Genomic DNA, 18,623 nt, shown 5'->3' with positions numbered 1-18,623 from the left:
TGGTTGCGGACCGTCCGCGCATCGTCCAGCCCACCGATGCTTCTGGCCGGATTTCCGCGCAACCGCAACCGTGACAGACCGTCCCGGCCGCAATTCTTGTTACAGCGCTGCGATCGAGGTCGACGGAATATCCCAGAGAATTATCCCATTATCACAAAATTTATGATACTTTTGCGATAGAAGCTGTTACATTCAGAAGTTGGATCAAGGAGCCACGCTTCGGCGTTTGGCGGTCAGCGGCAATGAAGAGCGACGTCAGGCGTCAAGGCATCATGGAGTTTCTGATGGACGCCGGTCAGGCCGGCGTCGACGACCTCGCCTTGCGCTTTGGCGTCTCGAAGATGACCGTGCACCGCGACCTCGACGATCTCGAGGAAAGCGGTTTCCTGCGCAAGGTGCGCGGTGGCGCCTCGATCCAGCCGAGCAGCCTGTTCGAAAGCGATTTTCGCTACCGGCAAAAGCAGGCGACGGAGGAAAAGCAGCGTCTGGCCGCGGCCGCCGTGGCCATGATCGAACCCGGCCAGACGGTGATCATCGACGACGGCTCGACGGCGGGCGGTATCGCGCGCCATCTCGCCGACCTGCGGCCGCTGACGGTGATCTCCAACAATCTGGCCGTCATCCAGGAGCTCGCCGGCGCCGGCGGCATCAACCTGATCGCGCTCGGCGGCCAGTACAGCAAGAAGTTCCACGGCTTCTTCGGCCTGCTGGCCGAGGCTTCGCTCAAATCGCTGCGCGCCGACGTCGCCTTCCTGTCGTCCTCGGCCATCCATGGCGCTTCCGCCTTCCACCAGGACCAGGAGGTGGTACAGGCCAAGCGGCTGATGATGGCGGCGGCGACCCGCAAATATCTGCTGGTCGATCATGGCAAGTTCGGCCGCACGGCGCTGCATTTTCTCACCGATCTCAGCGCATTCGACACGGTCTTCACCGGCCGCACGCCCGAGCCGGGCGTGCGCGCGGCGCTGGATGCCGCCGGCGTTTCGCTGACGGTGGTCGACAAGGGATCATGATGCCTGAAATCGGCGGACCGTGATCAACAAAGTTAGGGAGCAGTACGCGTGGTCTACTGGGTCGGTACAAGCTGGAAGATGAACAAGACGCTCGTCGAGGCGCTGGATTTCGCGGAGCGCCTGGCCGGCTTCATTCCCGGTTTCGATGACCGCATCCAGCCCTTCGTCATCCCGCCCTTCACGGCGGTGCGCGAGGTCAAGCAGGTGCTGTCGTCGACGCGCGTCAAGGTCGGTGCCCAGAACATGCATTGGGCAGATGCCGGCGCCTGGACCGGCGAAATCTCTCCGCCAATGCTGAGGGATTGCGGGCTCGATCTGGTCGAACTCGGCCACAGCGAACGGCGCGAGCATTTTGGCGAGAACGACCGCACGGTTGGCCTGAAGACGGCGGCCGCCGTGAAGCACGGTCTGATCCCGTTGATCTGTGTCGGCGAGACACTGGCCGAGCGCGAAAGCGGGCAAGCCGATGTCGTGCTGAGTGCCCAGGTCGAGGGCGCGCTGCAATTCCTCGAAGGCGAGGCGAGGGGCGCAAGAATCCTGTTCGCCTACGAGCCGGTCTGGGCGATCGGCGACAAGGGCATTCCGGCCAGCGCCGACTATGCCGACAAACAGCAGGCGTTGATCAAGATGGTGGCTGGTGGCCTGCTGCCGTCGGTGCCGCCGGTGCTCTATGGCGGCAGCGTCAATCCTGGCAATGCCGCCGAACTGATTGGCCAGGCCAATATAGACGGCCTCTTCATCGGCCGCTCCGCCTGGCAGGCGGACGGTTACATCGACATTCTCAGCCGCACCTCGGCGGCGATCTGAATCATCCGAACACGAAAGGGTCAGAAGCATGAAAATAGCCATTGGAGCCGACAGCGCCGGCAAGCCGCTGCTCGATGTCATCGCCGCGCATCTCGCCACCAAATCCGGCCTGACGGTCAGCGATCTCAGCCAGGCCGGCTACTATGCCGACCTGTCGCAGAAACTCGCCCAGACCATCATCGACGGCGAGAACGATCGCGGCATCCTGTTCTGCGGCACCGGCATCGGCGTCTCGATCTCGGCCAACAAGGTGCCGGGCATCCGCGCCGCGCTCACCCATGACACCTATTCGGCCGAACGCGCGGCGAAATCCAACAACGCGCAGATCATCACCATGGGCGCCCGCGTCATCGGCCCGGAACTGGCCAAGGCGATCGTCGATACGTGGCTCGCCTCCGAGTTCGACGAACAAGGCCCCTCGGCCGGCAATGTCCAGGCGATCAACAGGCTAGACGCGGCCAAGGGCTAAGCGAGACTGTCTCGTATCGCGCCGATCACTGTGACGGCCGATGCTGCGCCCGGGTCCATGTGCCCGAGTGATCGCTCGCCGAGCCGCGAGGAGCGGCCCTTGGCGGCGATCATGTCCTTGGTCGCTTCCGCACCAGACTGGGCGGCGGCAAGGGCTGCCCCGAGGCTCTCGGCCAGGGTCTTGCCGGCGACACTGGCCGCGGCGGCCGCTTCGGCCGCCGGTTGCCAGGCATCGACCATCGTCTTTTCGCCCGGTTCCGCCTTGCCGCGATCCTTGATGCCTTGTGCCATGGCCTGGAACAGGGCGGTGAAGTCCGCGTCCGCCAGCGTCGCCTTGCCCTTGACGGCGGCGGCGGCGCGCATGAAGGCCGTGGCGTAGAGCGGGCCCGAGGAAGCGCCGACGGCATTGAGGAACGATTTCGCCGCCGTGTTGAGCAGCGCCGTCGGCTCGGTCGCCGCAAGGTCGAGCGAGGCCAGCGCATCGCGCACGGCGTTGAAGCCGAGCGCCATGGCGATGCCGTGATCGGCGTCGCCAATGACGCCGTCGAGCTGGCAGAGCCGGTCCTTGTCGGCCTCGACCGCCACCGCGATCGTATCGAACATTCTTTTCAAGTCAGCGGTGTCGATGGTCACGGGAACGCTCTTTCGTCAGCCGGCACGGAACATGGCACAGTCGCAGGGGTGGTCGAGCATGGTCTGCATTTCCGCGTCGAGATGGAAAAGGGTCACCGAGGCGCCGGCCATTTCCAGCGACGTGCAGTAATTGCCGACCCAGGTCGCGTGGATGGAAACGCCGATGTCATCGAGCCGCTGCTTGACCCGGCGGTTCATGATGTAGAGCTCCATCAGCGGCGTCGAGCCGAGTGAGTTGACCAGCACCGCGACCTTGTCGCCGCGCTTCGGCGCCATCTCGGCAAAAATCTTGTCCAGCATCTCGTCGGTGATTTCGTCGGCGCTCCCGAGCTTGCCGCGGGCGATGCCGGGTTCGCCATGGATGCCCATGCCGATCTCCATTTCGTCCGCGCCGATCTCGAAATTCGGCCGCCGCGTCTGCGGCAGCGAGCAGGGCGACAGCGCCACGCCCATGGTGAAGGTGTGGTCGTTGGCCTTGCGCGCGATGCGTTCGACCTCGTCCAGTGAGAGCATCCGGTCGCAGGCCGCACCAGCCGCCTTGAAGATGAAGAAATTGCCGGCGACGCCGCGGCGCTTCTGCCGCTGATCGCGCGGCGCCGAGGCGACGTCGTCGGTGGTCAGCACCGTGCGCACCTCGATGTCGTCCATCGCTGCCATCTCGGCCGCCATGTCGAAATTCATCACGTCGCCGGCATAGTTGCCGTACATGAACAAGACACCGGCACCGCCGCTGACCGCCTTGGCGCATTCGAGGATCGGATCGGGCGGCGGCGAGGCAAAGACGTTGCCGATGGCCGCCGCGTCCGCCAGCCCCTTGCCGACAAAGCCGAGAAAGGTCGGCTCATGGCCGGAGCCGCCGCCGATCACCAGCCCGACCTTGCCGGGCCGCGGCCCGTCGCGGGCGATGATCGAGCGCGGGCTGCCGTCCACGCTCCTGAGATGGCGAGGATGCGCGGCCAGGATCCCTTCGAGCATTTCGTCGACGGCGCGGTTGCCGTCATTGATGATCTTCTTGGTCTGCACCGGCATCCTCCCCGAACTCGGTATTTCGCAAATACTACCGGGTGTTATCGCGATTTCCACCCGGCCGGGAAGATTTCATGCCGCGATCTTTTCCCGCGCGGCGAGAATCTCCACGCAAGCCTTGGCCGCTTCCTTGCCCTTGACGGTGAAGTGCTCGAAGAAGAAGCGATGGTGCTCGGCGCTGTCGTGGTAATTGTGCGGCGTCAGCACCGCCGAAAGCACCGGCACGCCGGTCGACAGCTGGACGTTCATCATGCCGTCGATGACGGCGCTGGCGACGAACTCATGCCGGTAGATGCCGCCATTGACGACGAAAGCCGTGCCGAGGATCGCGGCATAGCGGCCGGTCTCGGCCAGGGCCTTGGCGTGCAGCGGGATCTCGTAGGCGCCGGGCACGTCGAAGACATCGACGGCGAAGCGGCCGCCTCCGATCTCGGCCATCTCCGCCTCGAACGCGTTGACGCACTGGTCGACGATATCCGCATGCCAGCGCGCGCGGATAACGGCGATGCGAACAGTTTCATAGTCTTTGTGGGAATGCTGATTCATGGGTCCATCCTTCCGTTTCGAACCAGAATCAGGACGCACGATACGGAAATCCGGCCCGCCGGAGCGGTCGGTTTTCCGTTTCGTTCTCTTTTATCCGGACTGTAACCGTCGGCCCCGGAATCACACCGGATCTGCTGACCTTTCCAATTGGAAAGCGCTCGCGGGCTTGGGTCGAGACCCTTACCGCCGGTGGGGATTTTCACCCCGCCCTGAGAACATTAACGGCTCTGTATGGAAGGGCAGGGCCGCCGCTGTCAACCAGGCGACAGGCCGGTGGCCAATCACGTTCTGTCGACTGGAGCAATTGCGCGATAGGACGCTTTATCGCGTGCGCCAGGCCGCCGCCGCTGCGGCAACCAGCATCAGCAGCGCCGCAACCATCGCGCAGGTGGCAAAGCCGAAGCTGGAATAGATCGGCCCGAAGCCGGTGGTGCCGATAAAGACCGCAAGATAGGTCACCGAACTGTTCAGGCCCATGATCGTGCCGCGCCGCGAGGGATCCAGCGCCGAGAGGCGCATCACCAGGACATTCAGTCCGAAATGATTGGCAAGTCCCCACACTGCCACCATGGCCAGCGTCAGGCCGAAACTGTCGCTCGTCGCGGCAATGGCGACATAGACGGCGGCGACAAGAAGATAGGCGAACGGCATGACGCGACGCGCGCCAAGCCGGTCGATCACGCCGTCGAGGAGAGCAGCCGTGCCGAAGCCGATACCATAGGCGAGCGCTGCCCAGCCATTGGCGCTCACTGATTTGCCTAGCCCGCTGTGAAGGTGGTCGCCGAGATAGCCATAGACACCGTAGAAGGCGGTCATGAAGGCGGCGCAGGCGATGAGAAGCGGCACAATGCCGGGAATGCCGAGCGCCGCCAGCGGCGTGGGTGCAGGGCCGCTCTTCCTGACATCGCTCAGCGACGTCATGGTGAGGCTGGCCAGCGCCAGCAGTGCAAGCACCGCGACGGCGGCGAAGACGGCGCGCCAATGCACCAGATCGGCGAGCACGGCCGAGAGCGAAACGCCGGCCACCATGCTGAGCGTCCATCCGGTCAGCACGACGCCGATGGTGCCGCTTTCGCGGCCGGGCGGCGCGATCGCCGCCGAACTGGCATAGATCGCCGGCATGGCGACGCCGGCGGCGATGCCGGCGACGAGCTGGGCCGCGACCAGCATGATCAGGATCGGTGCGGCGGCGCTGGCAGCGAGAGCAATGGCCAGCAACAGCAATGCCCCTTGCAGCATCCGGCGGGCGCCGAGCCGGTCGATGTAGCGGGCCAGGAACAGGGCGCTCGCCGAGGTGCCGAGGCCAAAGGCGGCGGCCGCGACCATGACGGTCGGGACGCTGCTTTCGAAGGACAAGGCCACGGCCGGGGCTATAGGCCCGAGCACCAGCGAATTCGAGCCGATCACGGCGATGCATCCGGTCAACAGATAGGCCAGCGCCGGGATCGGCGGCCTGGCATCGACGGGCAGGGCGGTGGCTTGATTGCTGTTCGACATATCACCATAATGGCCGTATTAAATTCCGTCGCAATCGGGATTGTCGATATGGATGAAGAAACAGATGGCATTCTGCGGAACACGCCAGCGCCTCGCGATGTCGATGCAATTGACCGAAAAATATTAGGCGTTCTCGTCGACGACGCCACGGTCAGCTATGCCGAACTCGGTGATCGCGTCGGCCTTTCGCCGCCCGCGGCGCATGAACGGGTCAAGCGCCTGAGGCGCAGCGGCGCCATTCGCGCGACCTCGGCGATCATCGATCCCAAGGCGGTGAAGAAGCCGCTGCTCGCCTTCGTGCATATCGACACCAGGGGCTGGGGCAAGACCCCGGAGCTGATGGCGGTTTCGCAATATCCAGAAGTCGAGGAGATCCACACCGTCGCCGGCGACACCTGCGTGTTGCTGAAGGTCCGCACGGAAGATACGCGGGCGCTGGAAGGCCTGCTCTCGCGCCTGTACGAAACGGCTGGTGTCACCTCGACGCGCAGCTATGTGGTGCTGTCGACCTATCTCGAGCGTCCGGTGCAGCCCGGCGTTACCGACAAATGGCCGACGCCGGGTCACATGAGCAAGCCGCTCTATTAGCCGGCTCCGGCACTATCCCCTCTCGGGGAACATCGCCTTCAGGCCCTCGCGCGAGGCCTTGGCGATGCCGCGTTCGGTGATCAGTCCGGTCACCAGTCGTGCAGGGGTCACATCGAAGGCCGGGTTCGCGGCCGGCGTCGCTTCGGGCGAGATGCGCACCTGGGCGATCTCGCCGCTGGCGGTCTTGCCCCACACCAGCGAGACCTCGTCGGCCGAGCGCTGCTCGATCGGGATCTCCTGGAGCCCGTCATGCACCGTCCAGTCGATGGTCGGCGAGGGCAGCGCGACATAGAACGGCACGTCATTGTCGGCGGCGGCGAGCGCCTTCAGATAGGTGCCGATCTTGTTGCAGACATCGCCGTCGGCGGTGGTGCGGTCGGTGCCGACGATGACCATGTCGATCGCGCCGCGCTGCATCAGATGGCCGCCGGCATTGTCGACGATCAGCGTGTGCGGCACGCCGTGGCCGGCCATCTCCCAGGCGGTGAGCTGGGCGCCCTGGTTGCGCGGCCGCGTCTCGTCGACATAGACGTGGACCGGGATGCCGGCTTCGGTCGCCAGATAGATCGGCGCGGTGGCGGTGCCGTAGTCGACGGTCGCCAGCCAGCCGGCATTGCAATGGGTGAGGATATTGACCGTCTCGCCAGGTTCTTTACGCGCCGCGATCGCCTTGATGATGGCAAGGCCGTTCTCGCCGATGGCGCGGTTCAGCCCGACATCCTCGTCGGCGATCTCCCTGGCGCGCCGATAGGCGGCAGTGGCGCGCTGTTGCGGTGCAAGCGGCTTGAGGAAGCGCCGCATCTCGTCGAGCGCCCAGCGCAGGTTGATCGCCGTCGGGCGCGTCTCGTGCAGCGTTTCCCACACGCCATCAAGCGCTTCGTCGGAAGGATCGTCCGCCATCTGCATGGCGACGCCATAGGCCGCGGTGACGCCGATCAGCGGCGCACCGCGCACCCACATGTCGCGGATGGCGGTGGCGATGCCGGCAACCGAGCCGATCGTCTCGATGCGAAAATCATGCGGCAGCCAGCGCTGGTCGATGATCTCGACCGAACGCCCGTCGTCGCTCAGCCAGATGGTGCGGTAGTGGCGGTCGCCGACGTTCAAATGCTGCTCTCCTGTTCGATCAGCGCGGCCAGGGTGTTGACCTCGTCGATGCTGTGTATCTGGCGCCGGTTGACGGCGATGTGGCGGCCGAATTTGAGCGCCTTCGCCTCATAACTGGCGCGAAGCTCTTCATCGGCGATGGTCTCGAAATCGGCATTGTGGGCGAGGCCGAGGATGCGCCTGTGCACCTCGATGCCGGCAAAGCCGAGCAGATCGGTCCAGATCTGGTGCAGCACATGGTCAAGCGCCTGTTCCGCGCCCAGCCTGTCGCCCTGATCCTCGAACAGGCTTTTTTGGTACAGCATGCCGGTGCGCTCGCTGCGCCACAGATGCGAGAATTCGGCGCGGAACACCGCCCACGTCTCAGCGGTCACCCCAAGCAGATAGGCGCGCATGGCGTCGCGCTTGCCCTTCTCCTCATGGCCGCGCTGCGAGAAGAACGACATCCAGAAATTGGCGAGCAGCATTCCGACATCGAAGGCCATCGGGCCGTAGAAAGCGAACTCCGGATCGATCATCCGGGTCTCACTGTCGGTGACCATGATCGAGCCGGAATGCAGATCGCCATGCAGCAGCGTCTCGGCATTGGCCGCGAAAATGTGCTTCAGCCGTTGCGCCTCGACCTTGAGGTCGCGGTCTGCGCGCAGTTCGGCAACGACGCTGTCGAGCTGCGGCGTATGCCGGTTCATCTTGGCGTCGAAATAGGGATCGGAAAACACCAGGTTCTCGGTGATGTCGCAGAGCTCGACATTGTCGGCGAACAGCGCCAGATCGGCCTTGCGATCCTTGGTCACCATCGACAGGTCGGAACCGCGAAACAGGGTTCGGGCCATGAACAGGCCGATGTCCCTGGCGATGTTGGGCAACTGGCGTCCCTCGATCAGGGCGCGCCTGAGAATGACGTGCGGCGGCGCCAGATACTCCATGATGATCAGCGCCTGGCCTTCATCGAAATGATAGATCGCAGGCACGGAGCCCGGCGCGCGCGCCTCTTGCCTTGTCAGCGCGTGATACTCGAAGAAGGAGCGCTTCAGCGGCAGTGGCCAACTGTCGCCGACCAGGCGGACATAGGGCAGGGCCTGCTTGACCACGGCCGCGCCGCTGGCGCCTTCGACGATGAACACCAGGTTCAGATTGCCGTCGCCGACCTCGCGGACTTTCCAGTGTGTCGTGTCCCTGCCGATCCTGGCGCACAGCGCCTCGTTCGTGCCGAGGCGCGTTGCAAGCGTCTCCGCCGACAGTGCTTCGAACGGCAATTTCCCGGTCATTCGTGTCCCTCCCGCCTGTGTGCTCCGATCATAAGGGAGCCTTGACGGCGGGGCCAAGCTAGGAAGCGATCTGGCAATTGTCAATCGTGTTGACAATTGCCGATGTAGCCCATAGCGTCATGGTCAGGGAGGAACGCATGGTCGGCAATGCCGTGTTCCGTGTAGAGGGACTGAGGAAATCCTTTGGCCGCAACGAGGTGCTAGGCGGCATCTCGCTCGAGCTGCATTCCGGCGAAGTCACCGTGCTGATGGGCGCCAATGGCGCCGGCAAATCCACCCTCGTCAAGATCATCAGCGGCGTCTACGAGCGCGGCGGCGGCACGATGAGTCTCGCGGACCAGGACTTTGCGCCGAACACGCCGGCGGAAGCGATCCGCGCCGGCGTCGTCACCGTGCATCAGAACATCAATGACGGTGTCGTCGCCGACCTCGACGTCGCCACCAACCTCACGCTTGACCGGCTGAGCGGCCGGGGCGTGCCGACCCTGTTCAATCCGGCCCGCGTGCGCCGCGAGGCCAAGGCCGTCGCCGACCGCATGGGTCTGGCCATCGATCTCAAGGCTCGCGTCAACGACCTTTCGCTGGCCGATCGCCAGATGGTGGCGATCGCGCGTGCACTGGCGCATCAGCCGAAAGTGCTGATCCTCGACGAGCCGACCTCCTCGCTCTCCAGCGCCGAGGCCGACCGGCTGTTCGCGCTGGTCGACCGGCTGCGCGAGCAGGGCGTGGCGATCCTCTACATCTCGCATCGTATGTCGGACATCAGGCGGCTTGCCGATCGCATCGTCTCGATGCGTGACGGCGTCATTTCCGGTGTCTTCGACACCAAGCCGCTCGACTATGAAGGCGCGGTCAACGCCATGCTCGGCCGCAAGATCCATCTCGACCAGATCGTTGCCAGGAGTTCCGCCAAACCGGTCCTGACCGTCGAAGGCCTGCGCATCGGGCAGGGCGCCAGGCCGATTTCGCTGACGCTTGGCGATGGCGAGGTCGTCGCCATCACCGGCCTCGTCGGCGTCGGCAAGACGGCACTTGCCGAAACGCTGTTCGGCGTGCGCAAGCCGCTCGCCGGCACCATGACGATGAACGGCAAGCCCTATGCGCCGCGTTCGGCCGGTGACGCGATCGCCGCCGGCGTGTTCCTCGTCGCCAAGGATCGCGCCACCAGCGGCATCGTCGGCGGCTTCAACATCGAGCGCAATGTCAGCCTGCCATTCCTCAAGCGGATGTCTAGCCTGGGGGTGCTCAAGCGCCGCCTCGAACGCGCCACTGCGCGCCGGCAGATCGAAGAACTCTCCATCGTCTGCCGCTCCGAGAAGGACGAGATGTCGGCCCTGTCCGGCGGCAACCAGCAGAAGGTCATGGTCGCCCGCTGGATGGCGCAGAATGCCGCGCTGTTCATCCTCGACGAGCCGTTTCAGGGCGTAGACATCTCGGCCAGGCGCGACATCGCCGCCAAGCTGAGGGCAAGCGCCAATGGCCGCGCGACGCTCTTGTTCGTCACCGAACTCGACGAGGCGCTGGAGACGGCCGACCGCATCCTGGTGATGTCGGAACACACAATCGTCGGTGAACACCGCAACGCCGAAGTCGATCTCGATCGACTGTTGGCGGAGGTTGCCGGCGGACCGCTGCACAGCGCTGCCTGAGCGTGGCGGCGGGTAGAATTGGAATGGAGAGACTATGGGTTTGAGTTGGGCAAGAATGGTCGCGTCGCGCGGGTGCGCTGAATGACGCTGCGCGACTACGCCATCCGCTATGGCTTTATCGTCCTGTTGTTCGGGCTGGTCGCCTATTTCGCGATCGCCGCCGACGGTTTCGTCTCGCCGCAAAGTGCCGTCTTCATCTTCCAGTCGGTGGCCATCACCGGCGTGCTGGCGCTGGGCGTCACAGCCACTCTGGTTGTCGGCGGCTTCGACCTGTCGATCGGCTCGGTCGCCACATCCGCCATGATGGCGGCGGCCTATGTCATGGTGGTGCTGGAGCAGAACGCCGTCGTCGCGGTCGTCGTCTGCCTGCTCATCGGTGCCGTAGTCGGCCTGATCAACGGCTGGCTGATCGTCTATATGCGCGTGCCCGATCTCTTGGCGACGCTCGGCATGATGTTCCTGCTGGTCGGCCTGCAGCGCATCCCGACCGAGGGCCGATCGATCGCCACCGGCATGACCATGCCGGACGGTTCGGTCGCCAACGGCAAATTCGGCGACGCCTTCCTGGCGCTTGGCCGCCACCGCTTCGACTTCTTCATCCCGAACCTCATTCCGGTGTCGGTGGTCGTGCTGCTGGTGCTGGCCGTGCTGATCTGGTTCTTCCTCGAATACACCCGCTTCGGCCGCATGATGTATGCGGTCGGCTCCAATGAGCGCGCCGCCGAACTCGCCGGTGCGCCTGTCAAGGCATACAAGATCTGGGCCTACGTTATTTCAGGAGTTTTTGCCTCGATCGGCGGCATTTTGCTCGCGGCCCGGCTTGGACGCGGCGACATCGCCTCGGGTAATAATCTGCTGCTCGATGCGGTTGCTGCGGCGCTGATCGGCTACGCGGTGCTGGGCGCCGCCAAGCCGAACGCCTTCGGTACCGCCGTCGGCGCGCTGTTCGTCGGCATCCTGCTGCAAGGCCTGACGATGATGAACGCGCCTTACTACACGCAGGATTTCGTCAAGGGCGTGGTTCTGGTCGTCGCCCTTGTCTTCACCTTTGCCCTTTCGGGCAGGGGCAGGGGGTAGTCCGACCGGACAGGATTTTGGGTTCAACAAGAGTGGAGGAAAACAAGGTGAACATCACAAGACGACTTCTGGGGAAGGTGGCGCTCGGACTGGCCGGCGCAACCATGCTGATGCAGGTTCCGGCTTTTGCCGCGGACAAGCCGGCGCCGTTCGACAAGCCTGGCGTCAAGATCGCACTGGTGCGCTATCTCTCGACCGGCGACTTCTTCCAGGCCTACCTTTCGGGCGTCGAGTCACAGTCGAAGGCGCTCGGCATCGACCTGCGCGTGCTCGACAGCCGCCAGGATGCCGCGCTCCAGTCCGACATGGTCGACCAGGCCATCGCGCTTGGCGTGCAGGGCATCATCATCCAGCACGGCCTGACGGAATCGATGAAGGACGCCGCGCAGCGCGCGGTTGACGCCGGCATCAAGGTCGTGGCCTTCGACGTCAATGTCGAAAACCCGAAAATTCCGCAGATCGAACAGTCGGACAAGGACCTTGCCCGCCTCGCGCTCGAGCAGGCGGTGAAGGACAACGGCGAGAGCTGGAACGCCGGCTATGTCTATGTCGCCGGCATCGCGCCGCTCGATCGGCGCAACGAGACCTGGGTCGACGTGAAGAAGAAATATGCGGGCATCAAGGAAGTCGCGATGTTCGGCACGCTCGACAACCCGATCGCCAACTCCGTCGCCAACCAGGCGCGCTCGGTGCTGTCGGCCCATCCCGATATCAAGGTGATGTTCGCCCCCTATGACGAATTCGCCAAGGGCGTGAAGATCGCCGTCGACGAGGCCGGCCTGAACAAGGGCATCAAGATCTATTCGGCCGACATCTCGACATCGGACATCTCAGCGATGCGCGAGCCCGACAGCGCCTGGGCGGCGACCGCCGCCACCAACCCGGCCGTCGTCGGCCAGGTCTCGGTGCGCGCTCTGGCGCAGCTGCTGGCCGGTGAAGACCCCGGCCACAACGTCATCGTGCCGCCGACGCTTATCACCCAGAAGGAGCTGATCGACAAGGACATCAAGAACATGGAAGACCTGTCGGCCAAGCTGCCGCAGTTCGCCCATGCCGATGTCGCCATGCCGGCCTGGATGCCGAACCCGAACGCGAAGTAGCTTTCGGCACTTTACGGCGTGTCGAATGGCACGCATCGAGAGCCGCCCGCAGCAGATCGCTGTGGGCGGCTATTCCGTGGAGTTCACTCGTTGAACAGGTCGGAATGTGAACCGGTACGGGCAAGCTGCAATTCATCGCCGACAACGCGGTAGATCAGGAGCCAGTCCGGTTCGATATGCGCGTCTCGAAAGCCCTTCCAGTCGCCTTTCAGAGGATGATCTTTGTACGTCGGCGGCAGTTCATGCCCGGCGATCAGCAGGCCTAGCAGATCGCGCAATTTCCCAAGGTTCTTGCCACGCTTTTCCATACGCTTCACATCCCGACGAAATTGCCCGGAATGAATGGGCGCTGGCATTCCTAGAGCCCCAGATCCTTGAACAATTCATCAGCCGAGGCGAAGCGCTTGCCTTTGCCTTTTTCCAATTCGGCCATGGCCTTTCGCGTGGTTGCGTTAGGCACTTTCACCGGGAAAGGAAATTCCTTGTCGGCGGCCACGCGCACCAGGAGCAGGCGAATGGCATCGGAGACCGACAAGCCCATGGCCGCCAAAGCTTCCGTTGCCTGATCCTTCGTCGCGGCGTCGATCCGAGCGCGGACCACTGCATCTGTAGCCATATCGTAACTCCCTTGCGTTGAGCCACAATGTAGCTACAGCGGACAGTTCTTACAAGCCTACCGCAGCGCTGCCGCGATGTTGCCGCCGTCCACTGTCGTCACATCGGCGGTCGTGCGTTCGGCCAGCGCGTGGTGCAGGAAGGCCTGCGCGACGTCCTGCGCCGTCACTTCCTGGCCTAGCAGATTGCCGGACATGTATTCCTTCTCCGACACTCCCCGTGCGCCCGAGCGGCTGGCGATCATGGCGTCGGTCAAGAGCCCCGAACGGATGCGGTCGGCGTTGACGGCGTTCGAACGGATGCCATGCGCGCCATAGTCGAGCGCGTATTGCCTGGACAGGAACAAAGTCGCCGCCTTCGGCACGCCATAGGCGCCGAATTTCGGACCTGGATTGACCGCCTGCTTGGAGGTGTTGAACAACAGCACGCCGCCGGTGCCCTGTTCCAGCATGATGCGCACGGCGTTCTGCGCCACCGACTGATGGGCGAAGAAATTGAGCTCGAAACTCTTGCGCAGCAGCGCGTCGTCAAGCTCGCCGATGCGGCCTTCCCAGGCCGCACCTGCATTGGAGACCAGAATGTCGACGCCGCCGAAGACGGCGACCGCTTTGTCGAAGGCGGCCCGCACCTGGGCCGGGTCGGTAATGTCGGCGGCAACGCCGATCGAATTGTTGCCAGCCTTCTTGGCGGCATCGGCGGCCTTGTCGCCATCGAGGTCGACGACGACGGCATGGGCGCCATTGTCGGCGAACAGCTTTGCCGTCGCAGCACCAATCGCGCCGGCGCCGCCGGTGATCAGCACCACCTGGCCGGTCAGCGGCTTCGGCTTGCTGGAGGCGAGCTTGGCCTGTTCGAGCGACCAGTATTCCAGCGGGAACAGATCGGCCTTGGACAGCGGATGGAACCGGCCGACCGCTTCGGCGCCGCGCACCGCCTCGATCCACATTTCGCCGACATCGGAGGCGATCCTGGCATCCTTCAGCGTGCGGCCGTGGCCGAACATGCCGAGCCCCGGCACCAGCGTCAGCCGCGGCATCGGATCGAGCATGGTGCGCTTGACATCGTCGAGCGCGTCATTGGTCTCGAAATAGGCGCGATACTCCTTGGCGAAGGCGTCGACATGGCTCTTGATGACGGCCTTGTAGTCGCCGGCCTTGTCGGCATCGGGCGCCGGCACCGCCATCGGTCCGGTCTTGATGCGGATCGACAGATCCGGCGTCGACACGCCGCGTCCCGCATAGTCGGCGATCGCTGCCGAATTGATGAAATCGACGATCGCGTCCGAAGTGCGGAAATCAGAGATCATGCGGTCGAAGCGGCCTTCACCACGCGCCACCGCAACGGCGCCGCGCAGCATCGGCGCGATGGACGCCGGCGTCGCGAGCTTTGCCGGCAGCACCGCCTTGGCGGCCTTCGGCTTGGCATTCCTGGCGACATACTCCTCGGCGACGTTCACATAGTGGATCATCCGGTCGTAGGCCTGTTTGGCATCGTCGCCGAAGGTGAAGATGCCGTGCTTGTCTAGGATCAGGCCCTCAACGGTCGGATCGGCATCGAACACATCGGCCGCCGCCTTGGCGAGGTCGAAGCCCGGCATGATGTAGGGCACATAACCCATCTTGGTGCCGAACACCGTCTTCACCAGCGGCTTCGAGTCTTCCTGGTCGACAATGGCCAGGATGGCGGTTGAATGGGTGTGGTCGACGAATTTGTGCGGCAGGAAGGCATGCAGCAGTGTCTCGACCGAGGGGTTGGGCGAGGAGGGGTCGATGAGGTTCGCCCGCTGCAGCGCCACCATGTCCTCGTCGGCGAGCCTGTCCAGCGCGCGGGCCTTGAGCAGGGCGCCCATCTTCACCGCCGGCAGGCCCTGCGGCTCGATGACGGCCATGTCCCAGCCGCTGCCCTTGACGCAGAGCACATCCCATTCATCGCCGACAAGGTCGGTCGCCTTGATCTTGCAGGAGGTGTTGCCGCCGCCATGCAGGACCAGCTGCGGCACGCCGCCCAAGAGCCGCGTCGTGTAGACGCGCAGCGCGAGGTCGCGGCCGACGCCTTTCTTGGCATAGTCGGCAACGAGTTTCTCGGCCGCGTCGTCGTTCCACAGATTCTTCATGTTCGCTTCGTCCAGTTGCTGTCTTGGGTGGTGAAACAGGAATGCCGCGACGCCTTGATGACAATGCGCCGGCGAAAGGTTGCTTTTTCAGGATGCTTTTTGTGGTGCCGCTCCGGCATGATCGAGCAGCCGCTGCGCCATATGCGCGCCGACCACCAGATGCGTGCAAAGCCCACCGGCGAGCGCTGCGAGCAGGGGCTCGAACTTGCTGTCCTCCTGCACCACCATCAGGCGTTTTTCGATGGCGCGGAGCGAAGCGAGTTCAGCCGAAATGACCCGGCGGTTGTAGCTGCAGTCGAGCGCCTCGCCCATGGCGTCGATGATCTGTCCGGCGATCACGCCGGCGGCGCCTATCCCGCGCAGCGCGGCCATCTCGTCCGGGTTCAGCGCGCCGCATTTGACGACATGGCTGTCGGCATCGACCGTGCCGACGGAAAAAAGTGCGAGATTGCAATCGCTGATGCCGGCCAGCTGCTCACGGATCACCGGCTCGGCGCGCAGCGCCCGCGCCAGCTCTTCCGTCGACAGCACCAGCGGCGCATAGAAATTAAGCCCCTTGGCATTGAGCCGGCGCGCGATCTCCATCGTGCATTGGTCGGGCCGGTAGGAGTAGGGCGCACCGAGATTGCCGCAGAGCTGCACCACCGTGACGTCCTGCAGGTCGGCATAGGACATGATGTCGGCGATCATGTAGACAGTGCGGCCCCAGGCGACGCCGATGCGATCGCCCTTCTTGACCAGTTCGAGAAAGACGCTTGCCGCCAGCACGGCGATGTCGGTCGAGGGGTCAGGGATATGGCCATTCTCCGGCGCGATCCAGACCGCGTCGAGTTTCAAGGCGTCCTCGAGCCTGCGCGCCATCACATCGTCGGTGAACAGCTGGGTCGAGGTCGAGATGTTGACGATGCCGGTCTCGCGCGCCTTACGCAGATACATGGCCACCGAAGCGCGCGAAATGTTAAGCTGGCTTGCAACCTGGTCTTGCCGCAGGCCATGCGCGTAATAGAGCCACGCGGCTTTGTGAATGATCTGTTCTGCCGGTCGGATCGCCATGCCGTCTCCTTGGCTGACAATAGTCACGGCTCTCGACAAAAGTCAAATTCGGATGCGCGAGTGCGATCGCCTCTAAACAGAACGCAACCGGGATGGTCGTTCTACAAAGCCTGGATAGCATTAGCATTTTCGGCCATTCAGGGGGATGGCCTGACGAGAGTGCTAAGGTTAGAAAGTTCGAAAAGGACTTTGGGGAGGACGGGATGGGCAATCCTTACGAACAGGATCTCGACAGGAACGCGGCCAACCACCAGCCGCTGACGCCGCTCACCTATCAGGAGCGCGCGGCAAGGACCTATCCCGACCACATCGCCATCGTCCACGGGCGCCAGCGCATCAGCTACCGCGATTTCTGGCGCCGCTCGCTGAAGCTTGCCTCGGCGCTGCACAAGCGCGGCATCGGCAAGGGCGACACCGTCACTGTGATGCTGTCCAACACGCCGCCAATGCTGGAGGCGCATTTCGGCGTGCCGATGACCAAGGCGGTGCTGCACTCGCTCAACACCCGCCTCGACGCCGCGGTCATCGCCTTCCAGCTCGACCACGCCGAGACCAGGGTGCTGATCGTCGACCGCGAATTCTCCGGCGTCGTCCGGCAGGCGCTCGATCTGGCCAAGGTCAAGCCGCTGGTCATCGACTATGACGATCCCGACTACGCCGCCGATGCACCCTATCCGAAGGGGGAGCGGATCGGCACGCTCGACTATGAGGATTTTGTCGCAGGCGGCGATGAGGATTTCGCCTGGTCGATGCCCGACGACGAATGGGACGCCATCTCGCTCAACTACACCTCCGGCACGACGGGCAATCCCAAGGGCGTCGTCTATCACCATCGTGGTGCCGCCCTGATGGCCTACACCAACACCATCCATGCCGGCATGGCCAAGCATGCCGTCTATCTCTGGACGCTGCCGATGTTCCACTGCAATGGCTGGTGTTTTCCGTGGACGCTCGCAGTGCAGGCCGGCACTCATGTCTGCCTGCGCTGGGTGCGGCCGAAGCCGATCTACGACGCCATCGCCGATCACGGCGTCACCCATCTCTGCGGCGCGCCGGTCGTCATGTCGGTGCTGATCAATGCCAGGGATGAGGACAAGCGCGCGTTCGCGCAGACGGTGACCTTCAACACCGCGGCGGCGCCGCCGCCGGAAGCCGTGCTGTCGGGCATGGCCGATGCCGGCTTTGCCGTCACCCATCTCTACGGCCTGACCGAGACCTATGGCCCGGCGGTGGTCAACGAATGGCACGGCGAATGGGACAGTCTCGCAAAGGGCGAGCGCAGCGCCAAGAAGGCCAGGCAGGGCGTGCGCTACGCCGCGCTCGAGGGCCTGACCGTCATGGACCCCGAAACGATGCAGGCGACGCCGGCCGACGGCGAAACCATCGGTGAGGTCATGTTCCGCGGCAACATCGTCATGAAGGGCTATCTCAAGAACCGCAAGGCGAGCGACGAAGCCTTCGCCGGCGGCTGGTTCCATTCCGGCGATCTCGGCGTCATGCATCCAGACGGCTACATCCAGCTCAAGGACCGTTCCAAGGACATCATCATCTCGGGCGGCGAGAATATTTCCTCGATCGAGGTCGAGGATGCACTCTACAAACACCCCTCGGTTGCATCCTGTGGCGTGGTCGCCCGCGCGGACGACAAATGGGGCGAGGTGCCGGTTGCCTATGTCGAGCTGAAGCCCGGCAAGGCGGCGAGCGAGGCCGAGATCATCGAGCACTGCCGCGCGCTGCTTGCCCGGTTCAAGGTGCCGAAGGCGGTGATTTTTGCGGAGATCCCGAAGACGTCGACAGGCAAGATCCAAAAGTTCCGGCTGCGGGAAATGGCGAAGCGTACCTAACTTCGTCATCCTTGGGTGGAGCAGTCGCGAAGCGACGTCGCGGAAACCCTGGGATCCATGCCACGACCTCGCGCCCGTGCTCCAGCGGTCGAGAATGGTTTACCGCTTAGAGGCGTAAACCATTGAGTAACCACATTCTTTGACCAGAGTGCCGGAATGGGTCCCCGGGGGCCTGCGCCGGGTCGCTTCGCTCCTTGCTTCGCCCTAGGATGACGAACT

18 protein-coding genes and 1 riboswitch are annotated in these 18,623 nt (G+C 64.0%); of the genes, 8 read left to right on the top strand and 10 right to left on the bottom strand.

Translation table 11 applies throughout. The annotated features are described in order from the left end of the window. The first annotated feature begins 242 nt into the window (after positions 1–242). The 3 genes from JG746_RS26780 to derI are packed head-to-tail and all read left to right on the top strand — an operon-like array spanning position 243 to position 2,289. Positions 243–1,013: a DeoR/GlpR family DNA-binding transcription regulator gene (locus JG746_RS26780; RefSeq protein WP_202355452.1), complete on the top strand. Its 771-nt coding sequence runs from the start codon at positions 243–245 to the stop codon at positions 1,011–1,013. A 48-nt stretch (positions 1,014–1,061) separates the two neighbouring features. Continuing rightward, positions 1,062–1,820, top strand: a complete 759-nt coding sequence (locus JG746_RS26775) for a triose-phosphate isomerase (protein WP_202355451.1) — start codon at positions 1,062–1,064, stop codon at positions 1,818–1,820. A gap of 28 nt (positions 1,821–1,848) precedes the next feature. Further along, positions 1,849–2,289, top strand: coding sequence for a D-erythrulose-4-phosphate isomerase (derI, locus tag JG746_RS26770; RefSeq protein WP_202355450.1), 441 nt, complete (start codon positions 1,849–1,851; stop codon positions 2,287–2,289). On the opposite strand, the gene dhaL is transcribed toward derI, so the two are convergent. The 4 genes from dhaL to JG746_RS26750 form a co-directional block, all read right to left on the bottom strand. Then, positions 2,286–2,921 carry a dihydroxyacetone kinase subunit DhaL gene (gene dhaL / locus JG746_RS26765; RefSeq protein WP_202355449.1) on the bottom strand — a complete coding sequence of 212 codons (636 nt, stop codon included), beginning with the start codon at positions 2,919–2,921 and terminating at the stop codon, positions 2,286–2,288. The genes derI and dhaL overlap by 4 nt on opposite strands. Before the next feature lie 15 nt (positions 2,922–2,936). Then, positions 2,937–3,950, bottom strand: coding sequence for a dihydroxyacetone kinase subunit DhaK (locus JG746_RS26760; protein WP_202355448.1), 1,014 nt, complete (start codon positions 3,948–3,950; stop codon positions 2,937–2,939). Positions 3,951–4,019: 69 nt separating this feature from the next. After that, on the bottom strand, positions 4,020–4,493 hold the full coding sequence (locus JG746_RS26755) for a 6,7-dimethyl-8-ribityllumazine synthase (RefSeq protein WP_202355447.1): 474 nt from the start codon (positions 4,491–4,493) through the stop codon (positions 4,020–4,022). Positions 4,494–4,571: 78 nt separating this feature from the next. Beyond that, positions 4,572–4,714: riboswitch (FMN riboswitch) on the bottom strand. Positions 4,715–4,814: 100 nt separating this feature from the next. Then, positions 4,815–5,990, bottom strand: coding sequence for an MFS transporter (locus JG746_RS26750; RefSeq protein ID WP_202355446.1), 1,176 nt, complete (start codon positions 5,988–5,990; stop codon positions 4,815–4,817). A gap of 48 nt (positions 5,991–6,038) precedes the next feature. On the opposite strand from JG746_RS26750, the gene JG746_RS26745 reads away from it, so the two are divergent. Then, the gene (locus tag JG746_RS26745; protein WP_202355445.1) at positions 6,039–6,578 is read left to right on the top strand and encodes an Lrp/AsnC family transcriptional regulator; all 540 of its coding nucleotides are present in this window, start codon (positions 6,039–6,041) and stop codon (positions 6,576–6,578) included. A 12-nt stretch (positions 6,579–6,590) separates the two neighbouring features. Here the strand turns inward: JG746_RS26745 and mtnA are convergent, their stop codons facing one another. Together mtnA and mtnK are read right to left on the bottom strand one after the other, a co-directional pair. Beyond that, entirely contained in the window at positions 6,591–7,685 is a 1,095-nt protein-coding gene (gene mtnA / locus JG746_RS26740; protein ID WP_202355444.1) for an S-methyl-5-thioribose-1-phosphate isomerase, read from the bottom strand. Next, entirely contained in the window at positions 7,682–8,953 is a 1,272-nt protein-coding gene (gene mtnK / locus JG746_RS26735; protein ID WP_202355443.1) for an S-methyl-5-thioribose kinase, read from the bottom strand. The genes mtnA and mtnK overlap by 4 nt, the downstream gene beginning before the upstream one ends. A 137-nt stretch (positions 8,954–9,090) precedes the next feature. Between mtnK and JG746_RS26730 the strand changes: the two genes are divergently transcribed. The 3 genes from JG746_RS26730 to JG746_RS26720 all read left to right on the top strand — a co-directional run bounded on the left by JG746_RS26730 (position 9,091) and on the right by JG746_RS26720 (position 12,779). Continuing rightward, the gene (locus tag JG746_RS26730) at positions 9,091–10,602 is read left to right on the top strand and encodes a sugar ABC transporter ATP-binding protein (protein ID WP_202355442.1); all 1,512 of its coding nucleotides are present in this window, start codon (positions 9,091–9,093) and stop codon (positions 10,600–10,602) included. Between the two features lie 81 nt (positions 10,603–10,683). Further along, positions 10,684–11,679 carry an ABC transporter permease gene (locus JG746_RS26725; protein WP_096455690.1) on the top strand — a complete coding sequence of 332 codons (996 nt, stop codon included), beginning with the start codon at positions 10,684–10,686 and terminating at the stop codon, positions 11,677–11,679. A 47-nt stretch (positions 11,680–11,726) separates the two neighbouring features. After that, positions 11,727–12,779, top strand: a complete 1,053-nt coding sequence (locus JG746_RS26720) for a substrate-binding domain-containing protein (protein ID WP_202355441.1) — start codon at positions 11,727–11,729, stop codon at positions 12,777–12,779. An 83-nt stretch (positions 12,780–12,862) separates the two neighbouring features. Here JG746_RS26720 and JG746_RS26715 read toward each other — a convergent pair whose 3' ends face one another. The 4 genes from JG746_RS26715 to JG746_RS26700 all read right to left on the bottom strand — a co-directional run bounded on the left by JG746_RS26715 (position 12,863) and on the right by JG746_RS26700 (position 16,560). Further along, positions 12,863–13,135: a type II toxin-antitoxin system YafQ family toxin gene (locus tag JG746_RS26715; protein ID WP_202355440.1), complete on the bottom strand. Its 273-nt coding sequence runs from the start codon at positions 13,133–13,135 to the stop codon at positions 12,863–12,865. A gap of 2 nt (positions 13,136–13,137) precedes the next feature. Further along, complete coding sequence (locus tag JG746_RS26710) at positions 13,138–13,395, bottom strand: type II toxin-antitoxin system RelB/DinJ family antitoxin (RefSeq protein ID WP_202355439.1); 258 nt, start codon at positions 13,393–13,395, stop codon at positions 13,138–13,140. A gap of 57 nt (positions 13,396–13,452) precedes the next feature. Further along, positions 13,453–15,507, bottom strand: a complete 2,055-nt coding sequence (locus JG746_RS26705) for a bifunctional aldolase/short-chain dehydrogenase (protein ID WP_202355438.1) — start codon at positions 15,505–15,507, stop codon at positions 13,453–13,455. 87 nt (positions 15,508–15,594) lie between these two features. Continuing rightward, a complete protein-coding gene (locus JG746_RS26700) occupies positions 15,595–16,560 on the bottom strand; it encodes a sugar-binding transcriptional regulator (protein WP_202355437.1) in 966 nt (321 codons plus the stop codon). 203 nt (positions 16,561–16,763) lie between these two features. Between JG746_RS26700 and JG746_RS26695 the strand changes: the two genes are divergently transcribed. Further along, positions 16,764–18,404: an acyl-CoA synthetase gene (locus JG746_RS26695; protein ID WP_202355436.1), complete on the top strand. Its 1,641-nt coding sequence runs from the start codon at positions 16,764–16,766 to the stop codon at positions 18,402–18,404. The last annotated feature ends 219 nt before the right edge of the window (positions 18,405–18,623 follow it).

Source organism: Mesorhizobium sp. 113-3-3, from assembly GCF_016756495.1.
Lineage (GTDB): Bacteria > Pseudomonadota > Alphaproteobacteria > Rhizobiales > Rhizobiaceae > Mesorhizobium.
This window is presented reverse-complemented; position numbering and strand designations above follow the sequence as displayed.

Excerpts from the sequence above, each read along its gene's own strand:
- JG746_RS26780 (WP_202355452.1), top strand. The coding sequence starts at position 243 with ATGAAGAGCGACGTCAGGCGTCAAGGCATCATGGAGTTTCTGATGGAC.
- derI (WP_202355450.1), top strand. The coding sequence starts at position 1,849 with ATGAAAATAGCCATTGGAGCCGACAGCGCCGGCAAGCCGCTGCTCGAT.
- JG746_RS26760 (WP_202355448.1), bottom strand. The coding sequence starts at position 3,950 with ATGCCGGTGCAGACCAAGAAGATCATCAATGACGGCAACCGCGCCGTC.
- JG746_RS26755 (WP_202355447.1), bottom strand. The coding sequence starts at position 4,493 with ATGAATCAGCATTCCCACAAAGACTATGAAACTGTTCGCATCGCCGTT.
- JG746_RS26750 (WP_202355446.1), bottom strand. The coding sequence starts at position 5,990 with ATGTCGAACAGCAATCAAGCCACCGCCCTGCCCGTCGATGCCAGGCCG.
- JG746_RS26745 (WP_202355445.1), top strand. The coding sequence starts at position 6,039 with ATGGATGAAGAAACAGATGGCATTCTGCGGAACACGCCAGCGCCTCGC.
- mtnK (WP_202355443.1), bottom strand. The coding sequence starts at position 8,953 with ATGACCGGGAAATTGCCGTTCGAAGCACTGTCGGCGGAGACGCTTGCA.
- JG746_RS26730 (WP_202355442.1), top strand. The coding sequence starts at position 9,091 with ATGGTCGGCAATGCCGTGTTCCGTGTAGAGGGACTGAGGAAATCCTTT.
- JG746_RS26725 (WP_096455690.1), top strand. The coding sequence starts at position 10,684 with ATGACGCTGCGCGACTACGCCATCCGCTATGGCTTTATCGTCCTGTTG.
- JG746_RS26715 (WP_202355440.1), bottom strand. The coding sequence starts at position 13,135 with ATGCCAGCGCCCATTCATTCCGGGCAATTTCGTCGGGATGTGAAGCGT.
- JG746_RS26710 (WP_202355439.1), bottom strand. The coding sequence starts at position 13,395 with ATGGCTACAGATGCAGTGGTCCGCGCTCGGATCGACGCCGCGACGAAG.
- JG746_RS26705 (WP_202355438.1), bottom strand. The coding sequence starts at position 15,507 with ATGAAGAATCTGTGGAACGACGACGCGGCCGAGAAACTCGTTGCCGAC.
- JG746_RS26700 (WP_202355437.1), bottom strand. The coding sequence starts at position 16,560 with ATGGCGATCCGACCGGCAGAACAGATCATTCACAAAGCCGCGTGGCTC.
- JG746_RS26695 (WP_202355436.1), top strand. The coding sequence starts at position 16,764 with ATGGGCAATCCTTACGAACAGGATCTCGACAGGAACGCGGCCAACCAC.